This window comes from Bacillus kalamii (assembly GCF_047238185.1).
In the GTDB taxonomy this organism is placed as follows: domain Bacteria; phylum Bacillota; class Bacilli; order Bacillales; family DSM-1321; genus Bacillus_AD.
In genome coordinates this window covers 1,651,488-1,667,787 of record NZ_JBDFMI010000001.1, presented here as the reverse complement: position 1 = coordinate 1,667,787, position 16,300 = coordinate 1,651,488, and the positions used below count along the sequence as shown (strand labels likewise).

The following is a 16,300-nucleotide window of genomic DNA, read 5'->3' as shown; positions in this document are numbered from 1 at the left end:
TGATGATTAGTGGGAAGTCAATTATAAAATATCATGCTGTTTGGCACATTGTACATCCCCAGGAAGAAAACAAGATATAAGGAAGAAACGACAGTTAGAGCATTCCGATATTATCCATTTCTATTTTTTCCGTCTGTGCCGGAAAAAGGGAGGAAAGATACTCATTCATGAAAATGCCTGCAGGATCCAATTGGTCGCGGATAGCCAAAAAATCACTGTATTTTGGATACATATGCTGTAAATCTGCTGAACTTCTCGTATGCATTTTTCCCCAGTGCGGGCGACCTCCATACTTTGCCATAATCGTTTCCATATCGTTAAAATACCTATGGTGATCCATTCCCTTGTACATATGGAAAGCAATATAGAAGGAGTCCCTTTCAAACGAAGGGCTTAACCAGCTGTCGTCTTTTTTTACGCTTCTGCATTCAATCGGGAAATGGACATGATAATGATTCTTTTCAATGGCATCCCGGATATCATTCAAAGCTGCCAGGGCGTGTTCCAATGGGATGCAATACTCCATTTCCCTAAATCGGACAAGTCGTGGAGTGGCAAACAGATTGTAGCTGAATGACGAGACTTTATCTGTACCCACTGCCTTCGCTGAAAGTTTGCTGAAGAATGGGCTTGTGGATGGCATCATTCTGCATGTTTCAGAGATGAGGTAGAATAAATAATTTTCTAAGATGAGGTTTTTGAAATGGTGTATACGTAAACTTTGCGGTTTTTGTGAAGTAATATTCATTGTTTTTAATTGGACAATATCACTGTATGGAAACAGATAGCATTCAAAATGGCGATGGTTATCAATCAAATCAAGAAATTGCTCTTCCAGTTGATGGAAGGTGCACTTTTCACTCTTATATTCATAAACGGGGCTCGGGATTATTGCTAGTGTCAGTTGGACAATGATACCCAGCATCCCTAAAGATACCAGACTCGCTTCATAAAGATGGCTATTTTCCGTCTTAGAAATAGTCAATAAGTCACCAGTAGCAGTAACAACCACAAGTTCTTTTACCTGTGACGATATATTACCAAATGCAAGGCCGGTACCATGTGTGCCGGTTGAGACGGCTCCCGCAACGCTTTGCACATTGATGTCCCCCAGATTCTCTTGGGCGTATCCTTTCTCTCCTAAAACTTTTCCAAGCTGGTGCAATCTCGTACCCGCTAATACCGTAACCTCCATGTTTGTTTCATCTATTTCGATAATCCCGGATAAGCGATCTAATGAAATAAGCCATTCATCCGTATGTGCCAGCTTTGTAAATGAATGGCCTGCACCAACAACCCTGATCTTCCTCTGTGCAATCAGGGCTGACCTTACGATGGATGCCACTTCCTCAATTGTAGCAGGGTAAAACCATTTTTCAGGAATACTTTCACTTGTTCCAGACCAGTTGCTCCATTTTTGATTTTCGATTGTTTCCATTATAAAAAACACTTCCCTTCCCCTCGGTACGTTAGACACTTTCCAACAATCTGATCATCCTGAAGCAGATTGATCTCATGAAAACGTTCACATATTTCACCAGCCTTCGCCGCCCTGAAAAGGATAGCCTCCCCGACAGCAAGCATAGCATCCTTATAATAAACCGGTGTTTGCACTTCACCGGCCCCTTCAAGAGGCAATAATCGCCCGCCTTCCGGATAAAATGGTTCCGGTACCTTATCGATTCCATGTGTACCGGATGCAATATAGCCGCCCCCTAAGCACGTATAAATGTCTTCAGAGGCTTTCCTGACGACTGGCAAAGCAAAAAAGAGGGATGGCCTATAAGAAAAATGCCGATAATAATCAAATAATAAAGGAGAAAAAAAACCTGATCCGACAGTAACTTCTGTCACTACCGGTTCCTCTCGTGTCGACCTTAAACTACCGGTTCCTCCGCCATTCACAATAGTTAGAGAAATTCCAATTTTGCTGCAAGCCTCAACAGCCTGTCTCCTTCTGGAAGCAATTTGTTCCAAAGATGCTTTTTTCATGAAGGAAACTACTTTGTTCTTGAAAAACTGATTTGGAACAGCATCGCCTACTCCAGCGATTTGGGCTTCATACCCCATTAGTCCCATTACATTTAATCCCGGCATCTTTTCACAGGCTTCAGCCAATTCAATTAGTTGCTCAACCGTATTAATTGGCGATCTTCTAACCCCAAAATGAAGAGAAGCAAAGCGTGTGCTCATATCCATATCCATACATATGTGAAACAATCCTCCCATTTCTTGTGCCAGAGAAGATAAAAACAATACGTGTTCATTAGAATCCACCATTGTTACAATGCGATAGCCATTTTGATTTGCCGCAGCAATCTTTTTCAAGGCCTCCCGATCATAGGAGGGATAGCCAATCAGTAGATCATCAAAACCCTTCTCATGGAGAAACAATGCTTCACTAGCCGTAAAGCACATGAGTCCTTGATATACGTCCGATGAATCAAGAATCCGACGGAGGATATCTACAGATCTAATACTCTTGGTAGCAATACGGATGCGTTTATTTGCCGCTTGGGCAGCAATTGCCCGGCAATTGGCCTCAAAAGCGGAAAGATCCAAAAAAAGAGCGGGAAGATTCATTTTGCATATTGTTTCATATTGTTTTTGGGAAACCATTACACACATCCTTTCAAAAAAACAAATTATTTAGATAATTATACACAATAACCACCTTTTCCAAAAGTAGGAATCTCAATAACAATCCACAATCGATAATATTGTCGAAGCCAAATATTCGGTGCAAGGACACTACTATCGGGAAACAACTTTGAGATTCGCCACCTTTGAGGGGCAGAATCCGCCTTATCATAACTAGATCATTCCCTTCACCCACTTGTTTCGGATGAAGGGAAAGAGAAGAAATTGCTGAGAACGGATCAAACAATAACTAAACTGCCTGGAAATTGAATAGGCTGCCGATGTGTGCCGGCAGCCTATGTGTCGTTTAGCAATCGTCTTCAATCATTTAATCTACTTCATGGAGAAATGGTCATCTAGCCTTCTGGTAAATGAGGCCTATAGCTCCGGAATCAAATGTCTTGTTTTCGATGAGGGTAAGATTGACCTTCTCCTTGAACCCTCGGAATAACGGTAACCCGCTGCCGAGCAGGACGGGAGAAACTGTCACTTTATACTCATCTATTAAATCAAGCTGCATAAGGTAGTGTGCGAACCTAGGACTGCCGAGAATGACCATATCCTTGCCTGGCTGCTGTTTTAGCTTCTTGATCTCTTCCTCGATATTATCTTTCACCAGTCTGGAATTGTTCCATTCGACTTTCTCAAGCGTCGTGGAAAAAACAATTTTGGCTGTTTTTTCGATCCACTCGGCATGATTACGTTCATGCTGCGAAGCTGATGGGGTTGAAGGCACAGATGGCCAGTAACTGTGCATCATCTGATAAGTACCCCGTCCCCAAATGACAGTGTCGGCAGTACTCAGAATTTCTTTCGAGTGTTTCTCCAAATCAGCATCGTAGGCAACCCAGCCAATGTCCATTTCACCTTTCGGCCCTTCTACAAAACCGTCAAGTGATGCGTGCAGAAATAGAACGAGTTTTCTCATTTTCAATTCTCCTTTGTTCAAGAGGATATTTTCATTTGCCATTCAAGCACATTACAGCTTCGGTTGTTTCTTTTTGGATTGCTATTTTAATCTACGAGTTAGTTCATTAAGAAACATTGCTAAAATCGTTAACACAGGCAACCTAAATGTATCATATATTCCATATTTTTCATTAAATTTCTTTTTTTCAACCAAGTCATTCATAGTGACTTCAACCCATCCATCCCTTTTTTCGGCAGCATAAGGTATAAAGGTATACAAACAGTCCGTGCATAAAACATTTTCTTTTGAATTTTTCTGCCCGATTGCCTTGTCTACTTGCTCTATTGTTGCTCTTCCCATTCCTATTAATCAAATATCAGTAACTACCTTTAACAATGTCTTCCATGAAAACTAAACAATAGATATCCTAAGGTTAAAGCTTTCCTTCAATTGACGAGAGATCAGGTTGGTGCAACCAAACATAGAAAAACACTGCTGTCACTTTAAGCAAGCAGTGTTTTTTATGGAGTCACAATGTCTATTTTTAAAAGCACACTATAGAGGAAGGTCTTTTTTTGTAAAAAGGAATATTCCGGCTACATATAGGCCTGCTGATAACATTGCCAAAATGAAGGCAGAAAGCCAAAAATCTGCTTCTCCAGTAACAAATTCCTTCGAATTGTACAATGAAAAGATCGTAACATATTTTAGGAAAGATAATTTTTCGCCTGCTCCAGAAAGCATTTGCACAAGTAAAAAAGCTATAGGCAATCCTGCTCCTACTGACAGCGATTGTTTGCTTTCATTAAAGGCACAGGAAGCCAAAAAACCGATTGCACTCACAGCAAGCTGTATCAATAAAGCACCTGCATTCAATTCTACAAATAATTTGATATCCAGTTCTCCCGGAAATAAAATACGGCATATCCCTGCTCCAACTATAAAAAGAATAGCTATCAGCGCCACATTGGACAGCAATAAAAACAACGCCTGTGTAAAAGCAATTTTCTTTCGGGAATTGGGTGTGGCCAAAAGATAGGCCATGGCTCCCTGATCCACTAATTTTGCAATAATAGTATTCGAGACAATTATATTAAAAATCATTGGAAATAATAGTATTAAAAACCCGTAATAATAAGAGGCAAGAAACCCCGCCAAAGTAGGAGCAGCAATCGAATCAAAATTCATCGCTGATACAAAGCTTTTTGGGATCATTTTCGTCATATTATTCATCGCTTCCATATCTTTGGGATCAAACATATAAGCAATAAACATAAAATAAATGATCAGTACAAGGCAGAAGATTGAAAGGATCTTATAATGGTTTTTGATCGTTATCTTCAATAATGGCCAGCTAATCATGGACGGCACCTCCATAATACTGCATGAACACTTCCTCGAGGGAATCCATTTTAATATCTAAATTGATTATTTGAAACTCAGCCAATAATTCTATGAAGTCATTTAAATTGCCTTTTACTGCTGACTCCACACGATAACCATCCGCGCATAACTCCGCTCGGCTCCATCTCTTGACAAATAGCCCAGCATCTGAAGGTGTTTGAAAAGTGACGATGAAAGTCTTTATCATGTTCCTCTTAAGGAATTCTATGTTTTCAATTGCTACGATTCTCCCATTTTTTATCATCGCCACTTCATCGCACGTACGTTCAATCTCTTCAAAGTGATGCGATGACATTAGAATTGTCTTGCCTTGTTTTTTTTCTTGCAAAATGAGCTCTACAAATTTATTTTGCATTAATGGATCTAGACCGCTTGTCGGCTCATCTAAAATCAGAATAGATGGATCATGCATAAACGCACAAACCAATCCTATTTTTTGTTTCATTCCCTTAGACATTCTTTTGATCTTCCCATGGGGATTTAATTCAAAAAAATCGATTAGTCTATTCATCTTTTCCCGATCTTTCATCCCGCGCATATCTGCCATGAACTCAAGAAATTCAAGGCCTGTCATCGTTTGCATTAAAACAATCTCCCCTGGGAGATAGCCGACTACCCTTTGGATATCACAGGCATTCTTCCAACAATCCAAGCCAGATATAGTGCATGCTCCTTCATCCGGAGAAATATACCCCATTAAATGGCGTAGTGTTGTCGTCTTTCCTGCCCCATTGGGACCAACAAACCCAAATACCCGACCCTTAGCAACAGAAAAATCAACCTGAAAGATTCCTTTGTTGCCATCATACAGTTTTGTGAGGTTTTGAACACAGATGACGTTATCATCCATAAAATATATTTCCCTCCTTATTAAAAAGACTTTGTCATTATGTATTAATTAATATTCAGCTTCATCTTTTTTAGCCTCTTATTCATTCCTGTCACTTTTCACTCGTTTCCTTTATTATGCTAAATCCATTTATTCGAACAGTTAAAGTATATTGTTCATTAAGTAGGTCGGTCAATCTATATCCAGCTCTTTCTATAAATTTTTAATATGTTCAAAAATTATGTTAATATAACTATCAAAATGTGTTATAGTCCAATTATGAAAGCAAAAACATATTTACCTGCCATTTTCTCAATTATATTACTCATTTGCCTAATCACTTTTGGAAACATAAAAACAAACCTAGAAAACAATCAGTTCAAAAAAATCGCAGAAAAAGTAATGGAAGATCATTATTCATTATATATGGATAAGATCTCTTATGATTTTCGTTTGAACGAAGGCAAAATTTTTATATACATCACGTTAAAGAGGCCGTTCTTACAATTATCTACATATGAACAATACAGTGTTCTAGACTTGATGCACAAAAGGATTCGTTACACATTAAAAACAGCTGATCCCATCAATAATCTATTTAAAAATGACATTAGGATTATGGCTGAAACGGATGGCAACCAGTTTCAATTCTGGATTACCAATCCGAATAAGGAGAAAATCCATTACCCAAATGGTATTTTACAAACGGACGGAAAAACAATCACCCTAAAAGATTGGCAAAAGCATAATCCTAATAACAATCCGAATAATCGTAGCGGCACTTCATTAAAAGAGAAAGAAATCATAGAATATATGGAGAGAATCTATCATATCATTACTAATCATGGAGTAGATTATAACCCTAAAAAAGATGATAAAATTGTAGTAGAAGCAACTATGGGAGAATTTAGGATCGACCAAGCTGAAATAGGCAGAATTTACAGAAAATATTATCTATTTTATGATCATTAACATTGCAGAATTCAGTAATTTCAAAAGACATTCAACTCTATTTATTGAGCGCAGTTTTGGAATCCAAGCAAATTATATTAGATTGCACCGCTGAAAAAAGTGATAAATACCACGTGGACGACCCTTATAAGCCGTCCTTTTTTAGCGCCTATATGTCTCTCTTTAACGGATTTCAAAAACACTAAAATTCAATATAAAAAGGGTGTTTGTTTTCATTCAAACTGTATTCAATCCTTTGCCTAAAATTCCCAAACTCCACCATATCTAAAGCTTGCTCTATAGGGTAAAAACCTACTTCCAAACTTTCTGGTGAAGTCGTTAACCTGCCTCCTACCGGCTTAGCTAGAAACAAAGTATTGCATATGGAACGGTGCACATTTTGAAAGATGCCACAAAACGTCACTAGTTCAATATCAATTCCTGTTTCCTCTTTCGTTTCCCTAATTGCAGCATCTTTCAAAGACTCCCCTTCTTCAACTTGTCCACCTGGCATTTCCCAGCCCCTTTTAGGTCCTCTAATTAATAAAATCTCCTTTTGTTCATTCATTACTATAGTTGCTGCTGAAATACTATGTTTTGGCGGTGAGTATCTATTTTTTGCGTTTTCACTCAAATGAATTCCCCATTTCCATACTCTTTACAAGTTTATTGATTTGAAAATTCTTTATATTTAAACGATCTAACATTTCATAGTTTTTTCCGCTAATTAAGAACGTATTCTTTATTATTGTAATCAAAATAGGCATTTTGATTTTATGTAGGCATTTTTTAATAAAAAGAGCATATGGCATTTGTGAAACTTCAAGGTCAAACCGGACACTATATTCATAAGGGTAATTCCCTTTTTATGTATATTTTCTCTTTATTTACGTATATCTTACCAATATACATTTGTTAAAAAATATAAAATAATGTATTATTTGTAAATGTCAACATAAATATGTACACTTTCGCTTGGATAAGGATGTACAGAATTACTCGTTCTCTTTTGCTAAATGATCCTTTAATCGGTATGAATCACCTATCATAGGCACAACTGTCGCATGATGTAAAATGCGGTCTAATATGGCATTGGCCAGTTTAGGTTCCTGAAATATTTCATCCCACGCTTTGAAATTCACATTGGTTGTTAAGATGGTACTTCTTTTTTCATATCTTCGATCAATCAGCTGGAAAAACAACTTAGCGTCTTCGTGATCAATCGGTAAATAACCGATTTCATCGATGATTAACAGTCTGTATTTGCTGTAATGCTTCAAACGGCTCTCTAACCGATTTTCTAATCGAGCTTTCCTCAAATTTTGAATCAAGTCATGGCACTTAATAAAATAGGTACTCGTCCGTTTCTTTGCTGCCGCAATCCCTATTGCTGTGGCCAAATGGGTTTTACCGACACCACTTGGTCCTAAAAACACAATATTTTCATTCTCCTCGATAAAACGCAATGTAAGGAAGTCTAGAATCTGCTGTTGGTTAATCGATGTTTGAAAGGTAAAATCGAAATCTTTCACCTCCTTAAAATGAGGGAAAGCTGCGACCTTCACCATCGATTGCGTCATGTTTTTCTCCCGTATGTCTATTTCATACGCAGTCAACTTGATTAATGTGTCGATAAATGACATCTGATGCTTTACGCTGAAGTCTACGATTTCATTTAAATGTAAGCTCATTTGCTTTAACTTTAGATAGTCAAGATTCCATAATAATTGTTGATAGTTTGTAGTTGGATTCATTATTTATACACTTCTCCAATCGTTGCTAAATTCCGTTTTGCTAAATCGTCGATTTCAGGATAATGAGGGGTGGAAACAAGTAAGCTTGCCTTATAATGTTCCTCTTGATAATTAAGTTTAGCGTTACTAATTGGATGTTGGGCGATCAGTTTCATGTTATAATAAATCCACAAGTAGTCATCATACACCTGTAAGCCTACTTTTTTTCCTTGATATTCTGGTGGTACAGAGTATTGATTCGATTTGTAGGAAATCATGTTTGATGCATTGACTTTTACATGTGTATGTTTGATGCGATAGGAATCTCTTACTTTGTCAGTTGGTAGCTGGAGTAAGTGGTTCCTTTCTTTTTTGAATTCCATAATCGGTATTTTCCCCGTTCCTTGATGGATCTGGTGATTCATTCTATTCCCTAAATCCTGTATGAATAGATGAAGTTCCTCCATTGTCAGTTGACCTTGGTACGCATGAATTTCATCAAGGAGTTTCATTGTGGATTCAATTTTCCCCTTGGTTCTCGGTCGTCCTGCAATACATGGTTTGACTTTAAAATCAAAGTCCCTCGCAAACTGATCAAATTTCGCATTCACTTTCCCAGGTTGATAATCAGTCCTCGCTTCATCCATTACCGTTTTCATATTATCCGTAAGGATTTCAGCTGGAACTCCGCCAATTGCTTCAAAAGTATCTGTTAAAAAAGAAAGTAAGGTACTCTGTGACTTAGAAAGACTTAATTGAAATGTTCGGAATCTGGAATTTGATAAAATGAAAGCCGCCACATTGACTTCTATCTTTTCTCCCTCTTTGGTTTCGAATAAAATGTTTTCCTTCCAATCTAATTGGGCCTGCTTACCTGGTGGCGTTTCAAATCGGACTGTCCCTTTGGGTGAAGAAATACGTTTATCCTCTTCAAAGTAGGCATTAAATTCAGGTGTACGAGCTATATACGCACGGAAGGTTGAAGCTCCACATTCCAATCCATGATTGTCTTTTAGGTACTGCCAAAGCATACGACGGTAATAAAATACCTGTTTTGAATCTTCTGATAACAATGCGGCTATTATTTCATAATAAGGATCAATCTTTGAGGGCTTTTCCCTTTTTCTTTTTGGGATAAAGCCATTTAGATATTTATCAATTGTCCGCCGATCCACACCCAATTCCTTTGCTAGCTTACTTTTATTGATTTTCATTTTCATATGCTCCATAATCTGTTTGAATTTCGGTAAGTCTGAAAGACTTTTAATCTCAAAATCGATATCAATATTCATTGTTATGTACATACTAATCCCCCCAAGATTAGTATGTAGATTCATATCAAATTTGTACATATTTATTCGAGCAATACTGTACATATTTAAATTAGCATTTCTATATTATTTTAGCATATTGTGATTATGTACCTAAAAGGAGCAATAAATGAATGAATAAATACAATATCATCTCGATTGTCACATTTATAAACAATCTACTAATTATTGTAAGTGTGAGGATTCCTCATGCAACAATTTATACGATGGCTTACACAATTGCAGTCATTTCGTTAATTGGATTAACTTGCTCTCTGTTAAGCAATAAAGGAAATAATGATACGCTTGGTTATACAGCTTTAGGTATTTGCTTAAACGCTTTTAGTTTTTTAGTTTCCGGATTTCTCTTTATAGCTGCTGGGATTGAAAATCCGTAATGCCATAAACCGGGTAATAAAACTATAAGAGGCCTCAAAGAAAAAATTGGGTTTATAGTGGTATCTTTAGCTTTTTAATTCATACGAATAGGATTGAATGTCTTTTATTCTAACCGCTAACTTCTGAGCAAGGATGGCTGTCAATCCAATGAAAATACAAGCAGTCAAAAGGAAAAAACATTGCGGCCGATGTGTTGACTAAATAGTTCTGTAGGAAGAGCCATATGGGCACTTTTTTTTGCAAGAAGAACATCATTCAAAAAAAAAGACTGTCAATAGACAGTCAAATAATAAAGATTTCATTCACTCATTTTTTTGTCAAACTTACTTTATTTAACGGGAAGAATCTTAGCTCGACTACTCCAATAACCGAATTTTCCTTAATTGCACCAAATATTCGACTGTCCTTGCTAACTTGTCGATTATCGCCTAGTACAAATAATTGATCATGCGGAACTATAATATTGAAATTCTCTGTAAGGTTAACACCTGGAGGAAGTCCTTTTTTATGGTCTGCCAAATAAGGTTCATTATATTGCTTTCCGTTAACGGATAGCACATCATTATTCATTACCACATGATCCCCTGGAAGGCCTATAACTCTTTTTATATACGTCTCGTCTGCATCAGGTGCATGGAATGTAATAATATCAAACCGCTTAATTGTACTTAATTTACTGACCATCACTCGATCACTAGTTTCATATGTAGGCTCCATTGATTCTCCAAAAACTTCTTTTGGAGTAAACAAAAATTGCCGACAAATAATGACCAAAACTAATGAAAATAGAATCGCCTTTACCCATGACATCATTTCTTTTTTTGTGTTTTGTTTCATTTTACCACCTCACACTATTTACAATACTATACTTTATTTGTAATCGCCAATTTTATACGATCTTCCGTATCCATTACCTATTTTTATAAAAATAACATAAGGTTTTTTTGATTCCAACTTATTTACTTTCTTTTCGTTTATCATTTTCCATATCAAGTAATTGCGAAGACAAGCCATTCATTCCATCGGTAAACATAATGCTATCTAATTTTCCTTTCTCTAGACAAGTTGCTTCTCCGTGAAATTCGAAAGATGTTACATCTCCATTCGTTTCTTTAAGATCTACTATAAATGTAAATGAATATAAAGTTGGAAGTTTATTGTCTTGACTAATTTCTATATTTTTCACAGTCAGCTTATAATCAATGTCTCCCCTTTGATAGAAGAAAGCAGGAGTAGAGTTGAGAAACCTCATAAAGCCGCCTTCAGAAAAAAACGGTTTATATTTTTCTTCGGCATACCTTTGTAATGCCTCTCTCTCTTTTTCAGCCATTGTATTTGGATTCTTTAATTCCTTGTTACCCACTTCGTTAAATAATTGAATATACTTATTATCAGGTGCTGTAAATTCTTTTTCAATAACCGTTCGGATCACTTCCGGATTTGTTTTCACATGCCTGACAGCATTATTAGTATCGAAATGTGAGAATTGGTCGGTCAATAAAAAGAGAATAAAAAAGGAAAGCGCTATCAACGAGATGGAAATAAAAATGGGTGCCAAGTGCCTTTTCTTTTTACTGAGTTTATTTTGTATGTTCATTAAGCTTTGTTTCCTTGCATCTTGGGAACGTTCAATATGCCGCATTTCTTTAAATAGCTTATCAATTTCCTTTGATGGATCCATCTATAAAACCTTCCTTTCCGTCATACTCTTTTCGTAAGGCTTCCAATCCTCTTGCCATCTTTGCTTTTACTTTTGCTTCAGTCCAGCCTAATATATAGGAAGTCTCTTTAATCGATCGTTCATTAACCTTTCTTAGTATTAATACATCTCTATAATCCTTTTTAATTCGTTCCAATGCATTATACAACCTGAGTAGATCTTCTTTTTTTTCTGCTATTTCCACAGGTGATTGTTTCTCTATATCGCATTCATTTTTAGTTCCCAAACTTAAAAACTGAATTACCTTTTTTCTTCTTAAGTGGTCATAAGTGACATTTCGTGCTATTTTCAACAACCATGTCAAAACAGATGATCGATAATTAAACTTATTCATGCTTTTTACTGCTTTATAAAATGTCTCTTGTGTTAAATCCTCAGCAGTTTCTTTATGGCGTATAAGTAAATAAATAAAGCGATAAACTGCATCACTGTTATCGATATACATTCTTTCGATATCTTCGTTCATCGATTTAAACTCCCCCCTTTTAAACATAGACGAAGGTATATGTGAAAAGTATCGTTTTAATTAACATTAATAAACATCAAGGCCTTTGTCTAAATTCATTTATTCAATAATATAGAATGCAAGACCGTCTTCATAGTAAAATATGCATCTTTTCATTCTTATTAACCGTTATCTATATAGGTTACATGTTTAAGTAATAAGGGATGAAAACCAAAGTTAATTCAGAAAGGAAGTAACAGCATGCTTTCTGAAAAAGAAACTAAACGGAAATATTGCTTTGGGGTTTGGCCACAATGTTCTTAATTGCCCCGTTAGGAGCTTGGTTGATTGGGATAACCTTTGGTGTCATTTTTCATGATGGTTTTACTGCAGCTGGTTTCATGGCCATTCTCTTTCCTACTATTTTTTTGATTGGTCTATATCTGACTGTAATTGGAATCTTTAAAAAGAAGAACGCATAAAATTTGGCAGTAAGCAGAAGTGTGTATATTCACTACTTTTTGTCTCTCCATCCTTCTACCATTGAAGCAACATTTCTTTTCCGGTAAGGAGAGATTCTTTATTCATTTATATGTTTCTTCGCGAAATGTACGAACTGTTCATCAAAAATGATATCCAATTCAAGAAATCTTCACTATAAGGAGGTGATAATTGAATGATTGAAGCTAAAGCCATATTGTTAGACCAACTACTGGCAAATGCTAATGATCACAGTTGGTATATATCATTTTATGAAGCAGTTGATGGACTATCTGAACCTGAAGCATGTTGGAAACCTGATGATTCAAGTCATAGCATTGCTGAAATTGTCCAGCATCTCATTTATTGGAATGAAACTTGGCAAAAAAGGTACAAGGAAAATAACGCTCGTGCAGTTACACACACGAATAATGAAAATACTTTTCTTATTGGAGATCTGGACAGTTTTTCTGAATTAAAAGGAAAGTTATTACAAACATTACTTCAATGGCAGGAACTCATTAAGGAGGAGAAACTTTTATCTACTGTAATTGGATATCCTGTGAAGGCTGAATGGTGGGCAATAATCTCTAATGTTGCAACTCATAATGCATACCATATTGGACAAGTAGCTTATCTTCGTAAAATGGAAAAATAGATGTTTGTTCTAATGCCTTTGGAAGCACTCGAAGGCATTTATTTTCTCTTTTCGTATTAGTGCGCCAACCTATCATAATCTGCGATCCATAACACCATAATGCTTCTCTTATAAATACCTCCAAAACCGTCTTTTCCAAATGTGCTTATGGCAGTGAGTCCAACCCATTCTCCCACAGTAAGGCTGGGTAAAACATACCAACTATTGTTATAAAATAGTTCTATCTGTACTGAAGGTTAGCTCCTTATCTCAGACTGCATTTTTACCTTTATAAATACTGGCGTATGTACTTCATGTTTAAAACCTCTCTTAAAGGCCCTAGGGAAATCGCATAATGGCAAATTCGGCATTTTGCTAGCCTCCTCCTTACCATCTTCTTTTTTATTTCTGTCTTTTTCTGCCTCCGAATGGTACTTTTTATGTATCCTCGTACACACACCATTTACTGACTCCCTCCATAACAGCTTCAATTCCTTAATTTAACCTGTATTTCATGGTGATCCTAAAAAACAAGTAATAAATTGGTAGATGTATTTTAACTTACATCCTGCTATTCTTAATAAGAAAAAGTAGCGGAAGAGGGTTATGAATGCTTAAGAAGATGATTATTCTATCGGGTCTTTTGCTTTTCCTTACACAAGGGATATCAACATATTTTTCTTTACATAAAGTCCAAGCAACTACAAAGCACTTGGAGCAGTATACATATGAATTGCTCTCAAGTAAAACCTTAAGTAATCTCATTACCTTTGTTGATTGCCAAATAAAAGATAAAGAGATCCTTGTTCATGTCGAACTTAGTGAAGAATTTAGTGATTTGAGCCACAAAGCTAATTATGGATATCTTGCTTATTACGCTAAACATTTGAGATATACATTAAGGCAAGACTTAGACGTCCTACCATTCCAATTCTACGATATTACAATTATCGGGAATCATGATAATAAGACCTATAGCCTACATAATTTTATCCCAGATAAAAGTGTTAAAGTAAAAACGAAAACCAACCTGTACATAAATAACGATTTAGCATACAGCTCAAAACATTACAAGATTGACATTAATCGCTATAAAACTCTCAATCCTCAAATAGTTGGAGAGGATGTAGAAATAGTGAATTACGCAATCAGCTTATTTAAAAAAATCACTACTGGAGGAAAGTATTATAATCATGAAAAAGATTCAAGGGCCATTCTAGATTCAGTAACTAAAAAATTTGGAATTACTCCTGATCAATATACAAAAATCTATATGAAATACTTTTTTTTGATGGAATAAGATTGCAGTTACCATATTCGCCATCTATACTTCTCACTTATTTCAACGTTTTTTGTTATTATATTTAACATTGCTCGAATAAGGAGATTGAGGAAAGAATGAAGTTCTCACACCTTTTTATAATGGTTATCATTGGGATTATAATTTCAGGAGTTATAATTCTTTATTCTGTTAAAGCAATATTACAAATATAGAACAGTGTCTTATTATTAAACTTACATATCGTAAGTTTTTTTTTAGGGAAAAATGACTCAAACCGAATTAGATCTCTTAACTGAGATGATTTTATGAAAGGACCTTGGAATAATACAATAGGTTTCATTTCGATCAACGAAAATATGAGCAGAGGGATAGATTTCAGAGGTGATAGCTGTACCATCATAATTGAGATTGCTTATCATGCAAATGACGGTCCTTATCGAGGTGTACCGGAGCTAAAACCTAATGCTAGCTTTCCTTCAATTGGAGTGGAAATATGCGTAGAGAAATATGGATCAATTCTTAATAAAACAGTTGACCGTACATCAAAAATTGTAGCTGAATTATGTAAGCAATATAAGTTAAATGAAAATTTATTGGTAAGACACTATGACATAACACATAAAAGGTGCCCTACCCCTTTAATTGGTCATCCTTCACAGTTTACTGCATTCAAACAAACGGTTGTAATACTGCTTAAACCTGCAAGTGCTGCTTCAGATAAGTTGTTTCCTCACTACAAATGAAAAGTGTTCATATGTATAAACCTAGCAATAGTGAATTTATTAATGCCACTTCTCGTGTACTGAATCGATTAGATAATAAGAATGTTCATGGTGATAAAGCTTTTGGAATTGGGCATAGAGAAAAGCTGCTTAAAGGTGGATCATACTCTAGGGTTGTTGTTTGTTGCTCATGATCGTGTTTTTTAAAGTGCGATTCTTTACAAGCATAGCGAGTTTAGTTAACCTGGTTCTTTACTTTAACAGTGAGTAAACATCCGTATCATATGAAATATCATTTTGTAACATATACTTTTTTAGCGTTCCTTCTTTTGTAAAACCCAGTTTTATTAATAACTGACTCGAAGCTTTATTTTTAACAAAAACAACTGCACCTATACGATCTAATCCAAGTTCTTGAAACCCATACGAAATCACTTTATCAACAGCTTCACTTGCATATCCATTACCCCATTTTTCTGGGAAAAGTGCATAACTTATGTTTGCTCTTTTATGTTCAATTGACCACTCCTGAAAACCAATAGAGCCAATCATTATGCCTGTTTCTTTTAGTTCAATGCCCCATTTAATTCCATTCTTTTCTTTGTATTGTCCTGCAAAATTTTTTATTATTTGTTTTACCTGCTCTATACTTGTTAAAGGTTTCTGACCATAATAACGTAATACATCATCATTCGAAAAACAATCTAGTATCTCTTGAGCATCATTTTCAACTAATTTTCTTAACACTAATCGTTCCGTTTCAAGCATTGGAAACATACTATCACCCCTTAAATAAGCATTGAAATGTACTAATTATACCATTCCGTAATAACATAAA

18 protein-coding genes and 1 pseudogene are annotated in these 16,300 nt (G+C 35.9%); 6 read left to right on the top strand and 13 right to left on the bottom strand.

Features of this window, described 5'->3' with window-relative positions:
- Positions 1–94: 94 nt before the first annotated feature.
- From ABC357_RS08420 to ABC357_RS08395, 6 genes and pseudogenes are all read right to left on the bottom strand, one after another.
- The gene (locus ABC357_RS08420) at positions 95–1,438 is read right to left on the bottom strand and encodes a D-arabinono-1,4-lactone oxidase (RefSeq protein WP_412887071.1); all 1,344 of its coding nucleotides are present in this window, start codon (positions 1,436–1,438) and stop codon (positions 95–97) included.
- The gene (locus tag ABC357_RS08415) at positions 1,438–2,619 is read right to left on the bottom strand and encodes an amino acid deaminase/aldolase (RefSeq protein ID WP_412887070.1); all 1,182 of its coding nucleotides are present in this window, start codon (positions 2,617–2,619) and stop codon (positions 1,438–1,440) included. The genes ABC357_RS08420 and ABC357_RS08415 overlap by 1 nt, the downstream gene beginning before the upstream one ends.
- 373 nt (positions 2,620–2,992) lie before the next feature.
- Positions 2,993–3,568, bottom strand: a complete 576-nt coding sequence (locus ABC357_RS08410; protein ID WP_412887069.1) for a dihydrofolate reductase family protein — start codon at positions 3,566–3,568, stop codon at positions 2,993–2,995.
- 228 nt (positions 3,569–3,796) lie between these two features.
- Positions 3,797–3,916, bottom strand: a pseudogene (locus tag ABC357_RS08405) (IS1595 family transposase); the annotation flags it as partial.
- A 189-nt stretch (positions 3,917–4,105) separates the two neighbouring features.
- Positions 4,106–4,912, bottom strand: a complete 807-nt coding sequence (locus ABC357_RS08400) for an ABC transporter permease subunit (protein ID WP_412887068.1) — start codon at positions 4,910–4,912, stop codon at positions 4,106–4,108.
- The gene (locus tag ABC357_RS08395) at positions 4,905–5,804 is read right to left on the bottom strand and encodes an ABC transporter ATP-binding protein (protein ID WP_412887067.1); all 900 of its coding nucleotides are present in this window, start codon (positions 5,802–5,804) and stop codon (positions 4,905–4,907) included. Before ABC357_RS08395 ends, ABC357_RS08400 begins: the two co-directional genes overlap by 8 nt.
- A 258-nt stretch (positions 5,805–6,062) precedes the next feature.
- Here ABC357_RS08395 and ABC357_RS08390 point away from each other — a divergent pair, with 258 nt between their 5' ends.
- Entirely contained in the window at positions 6,063–6,755 is a 693-nt protein-coding gene (locus tag ABC357_RS08390) for a hypothetical protein (RefSeq protein WP_412887066.1), read from the top strand.
- A gap of 181 nt (positions 6,756–6,936) precedes the next feature.
- Here the strand turns inward: ABC357_RS08390 and ABC357_RS08385 are convergent, their stop codons facing one another.
- The 3 genes from ABC357_RS08385 to istA form a co-directional block, all read right to left on the bottom strand.
- Entirely contained in the window at positions 6,937–7,368 is a 432-nt protein-coding gene (locus tag ABC357_RS08385) for an NUDIX hydrolase (RefSeq protein ID WP_412887065.1), read from the bottom strand.
- Positions 7,369–7,729: 361 nt separating this feature from the next.
- A complete protein-coding gene (gene istB, locus ABC357_RS08380) occupies positions 7,730–8,488 on the bottom strand; it encodes an IS21-like element helper ATPase IstB (RefSeq protein WP_412885551.1) in 759 nt (252 codons plus the stop codon).
- A complete protein-coding gene (istA, locus tag ABC357_RS08375; protein ID WP_412885845.1) occupies positions 8,488–9,771 on the bottom strand; it encodes an IS21 family transposase in 1,284 nt (427 codons plus the stop codon). The genes istB and istA overlap by 1 nt, the downstream gene beginning before the upstream one ends.
- Positions 9,772–9,911: 140 nt before the next feature.
- Here istA and ABC357_RS08370 point away from each other — a divergent pair, with 140 nt between their 5' ends.
- Positions 9,912–10,175 carry a hypothetical protein gene (locus tag ABC357_RS08370; RefSeq protein ID WP_412887064.1) on the top strand — a complete coding sequence of 88 codons (264 nt, stop codon included), beginning with the start codon at positions 9,912–9,914 and terminating at the stop codon, positions 10,173–10,175.
- Positions 10,176–10,482: 307 nt separating this feature from the next.
- Here the strand turns inward: ABC357_RS08370 and lepB are convergent, their stop codons facing one another.
- From lepB to ABC357_RS08355, 3 genes are all read right to left on the bottom strand, one after another.
- Positions 10,483–11,013: a signal peptidase I gene (gene lepB, locus ABC357_RS08365; RefSeq protein ID WP_412887063.1), complete on the bottom strand. Its 531-nt coding sequence runs from the start codon at positions 11,011–11,013 to the stop codon at positions 10,483–10,485.
- Between the two features lie 118 nt (positions 11,014–11,131).
- A complete protein-coding gene (locus ABC357_RS08360; protein WP_412887062.1) occupies positions 11,132–11,857 on the bottom strand; it encodes a hypothetical protein in 726 nt (241 codons plus the stop codon).
- Entirely contained in the window at positions 11,835–12,362 is a 528-nt protein-coding gene (locus ABC357_RS08355; RefSeq protein WP_412887061.1) for an RNA polymerase sigma factor, read from the bottom strand. The genes ABC357_RS08360 and ABC357_RS08355 overlap by 23 nt, the downstream gene beginning before the upstream one ends.
- Before the next feature lie 293 nt (positions 12,363–12,655).
- Here ABC357_RS08355 and ABC357_RS08350 point away from each other — a divergent pair, with 293 nt between their 5' ends.
- From ABC357_RS08350 to ABC357_RS08335, 4 genes are all read left to right on the top strand, one after another.
- On the top strand, positions 12,656–12,823 hold the full coding sequence (locus ABC357_RS08350; RefSeq protein ID WP_412887060.1) for a hypothetical protein: 168 nt from the start codon (positions 12,656–12,658) through the stop codon (positions 12,821–12,823).
- A 194-nt stretch (positions 12,824–13,017) separates the two neighbouring features.
- Positions 13,018–13,479 carry a DinB family protein gene (locus ABC357_RS08345; protein WP_412887059.1) on the top strand — a complete coding sequence of 154 codons (462 nt, stop codon included), beginning with the start codon at positions 13,018–13,020 and terminating at the stop codon, positions 13,477–13,479.
- Between the two features lie 589 nt (positions 13,480–14,068).
- Positions 14,069–14,758, top strand: a complete 690-nt coding sequence (locus ABC357_RS08340; protein ID WP_412887058.1) for a hypothetical protein — start codon at positions 14,069–14,071, stop codon at positions 14,756–14,758.
- A 287-nt stretch (positions 14,759–15,045) separates the two neighbouring features.
- Entirely contained in the window at positions 15,046–15,483 is a 438-nt protein-coding gene (locus tag ABC357_RS08335; protein ID WP_412887057.1) for an N-acetylmuramoyl-L-alanine amidase, read from the top strand.
- Between the two features lie 231 nt (positions 15,484–15,714).
- On the opposite strand, the gene ABC357_RS08330 is transcribed toward ABC357_RS08335, so the two are convergent.
- Positions 15,715–16,239, bottom strand: coding sequence for a GNAT family N-acetyltransferase (locus ABC357_RS08330; RefSeq protein WP_412887056.1), 525 nt, complete (start codon positions 16,237–16,239; stop codon positions 15,715–15,717).
- Positions 16,240–16,300: the final 61 nt, after the last annotated feature.

Excerpts from the sequence above, each read along its gene's own strand:
- ABC357_RS08420 (WP_412887071.1), bottom strand. The coding sequence starts at position 1,438 with ATGGAAACAATCGAAAATCAAAAATGGAGCAACTGGTCTGGAACAAGT.
- ABC357_RS08415 (WP_412887070.1), bottom strand. The coding sequence starts at position 2,619 with ATGGTTTCCCAAAAACAATATGAAACAATATGCAAAATGAATCTTCCC.
- ABC357_RS08410 (WP_412887069.1), bottom strand. The coding sequence starts at position 3,568 with ATGAGAAAACTCGTTCTATTTCTGCACGCATCACTTGACGGTTTTGTA.
- ABC357_RS08400 (WP_412887068.1), bottom strand. The coding sequence starts at position 4,912 with ATGATTAGCTGGCCATTATTGAAGATAACGATCAAAAACCATTATAAG.
- ABC357_RS08395 (WP_412887067.1), bottom strand. The coding sequence starts at position 5,804 with ATGGATGATAACGTCATCTGTGTTCAAAACCTCACAAAACTGTATGAT.
- ABC357_RS08390 (WP_412887066.1), top strand. The coding sequence starts at position 6,063 with ATGAAAGCAAAAACATATTTACCTGCCATTTTCTCAATTATATTACTC.
- istB (WP_412885551.1), bottom strand. The coding sequence starts at position 8,488 with ATGAATCCAACTACAAACTATCAACAATTATTATGGAATCTTGACTAT.
- istA (WP_412885845.1), bottom strand. The coding sequence starts at position 9,771 with ATGTACATAACAATGAATATTGATATCGATTTTGAGATTAAAAGTCTT.
- ABC357_RS08370 (WP_412887064.1), top strand. The coding sequence starts at position 9,912 with ATGAATAAATACAATATCATCTCGATTGTCACATTTATAAACAATCTA.
- lepB (WP_412887063.1), bottom strand. The coding sequence starts at position 11,013 with ATGAAACAAAACACAAAAAAAGAAATGATGTCATGGGTAAAGGCGATT.
- ABC357_RS08360 (WP_412887062.1), bottom strand. The coding sequence starts at position 11,857 with ATGGATCCATCAAAGGAAATTGATAAGCTATTTAAAGAAATGCGGCAT.
- ABC357_RS08355 (WP_412887061.1), bottom strand. The coding sequence starts at position 12,362 with ATGAACGAAGATATCGAAAGAATGTATATCGATAACAGTGATGCAGTT.
- ABC357_RS08350 (WP_412887060.1), top strand. The coding sequence starts at position 12,656 with ATGTTCTTAATTGCCCCGTTAGGAGCTTGGTTGATTGGGATAACCTTT.
- ABC357_RS08345 (WP_412887059.1), top strand. The coding sequence starts at position 13,018 with ATGATTGAAGCTAAAGCCATATTGTTAGACCAACTACTGGCAAATGCT.
- ABC357_RS08340 (WP_412887058.1), top strand. The coding sequence starts at position 14,069 with ATGCTTAAGAAGATGATTATTCTATCGGGTCTTTTGCTTTTCCTTACA.
- ABC357_RS08335 (WP_412887057.1), top strand. The coding sequence starts at position 15,046 with ATGAAAGGACCTTGGAATAATACAATAGGTTTCATTTCGATCAACGAA.
- ABC357_RS08330 (WP_412887056.1), bottom strand. The coding sequence starts at position 16,239 with ATGTTTCCAATGCTTGAAACGGAACGATTAGTGTTAAGAAAATTAGTT.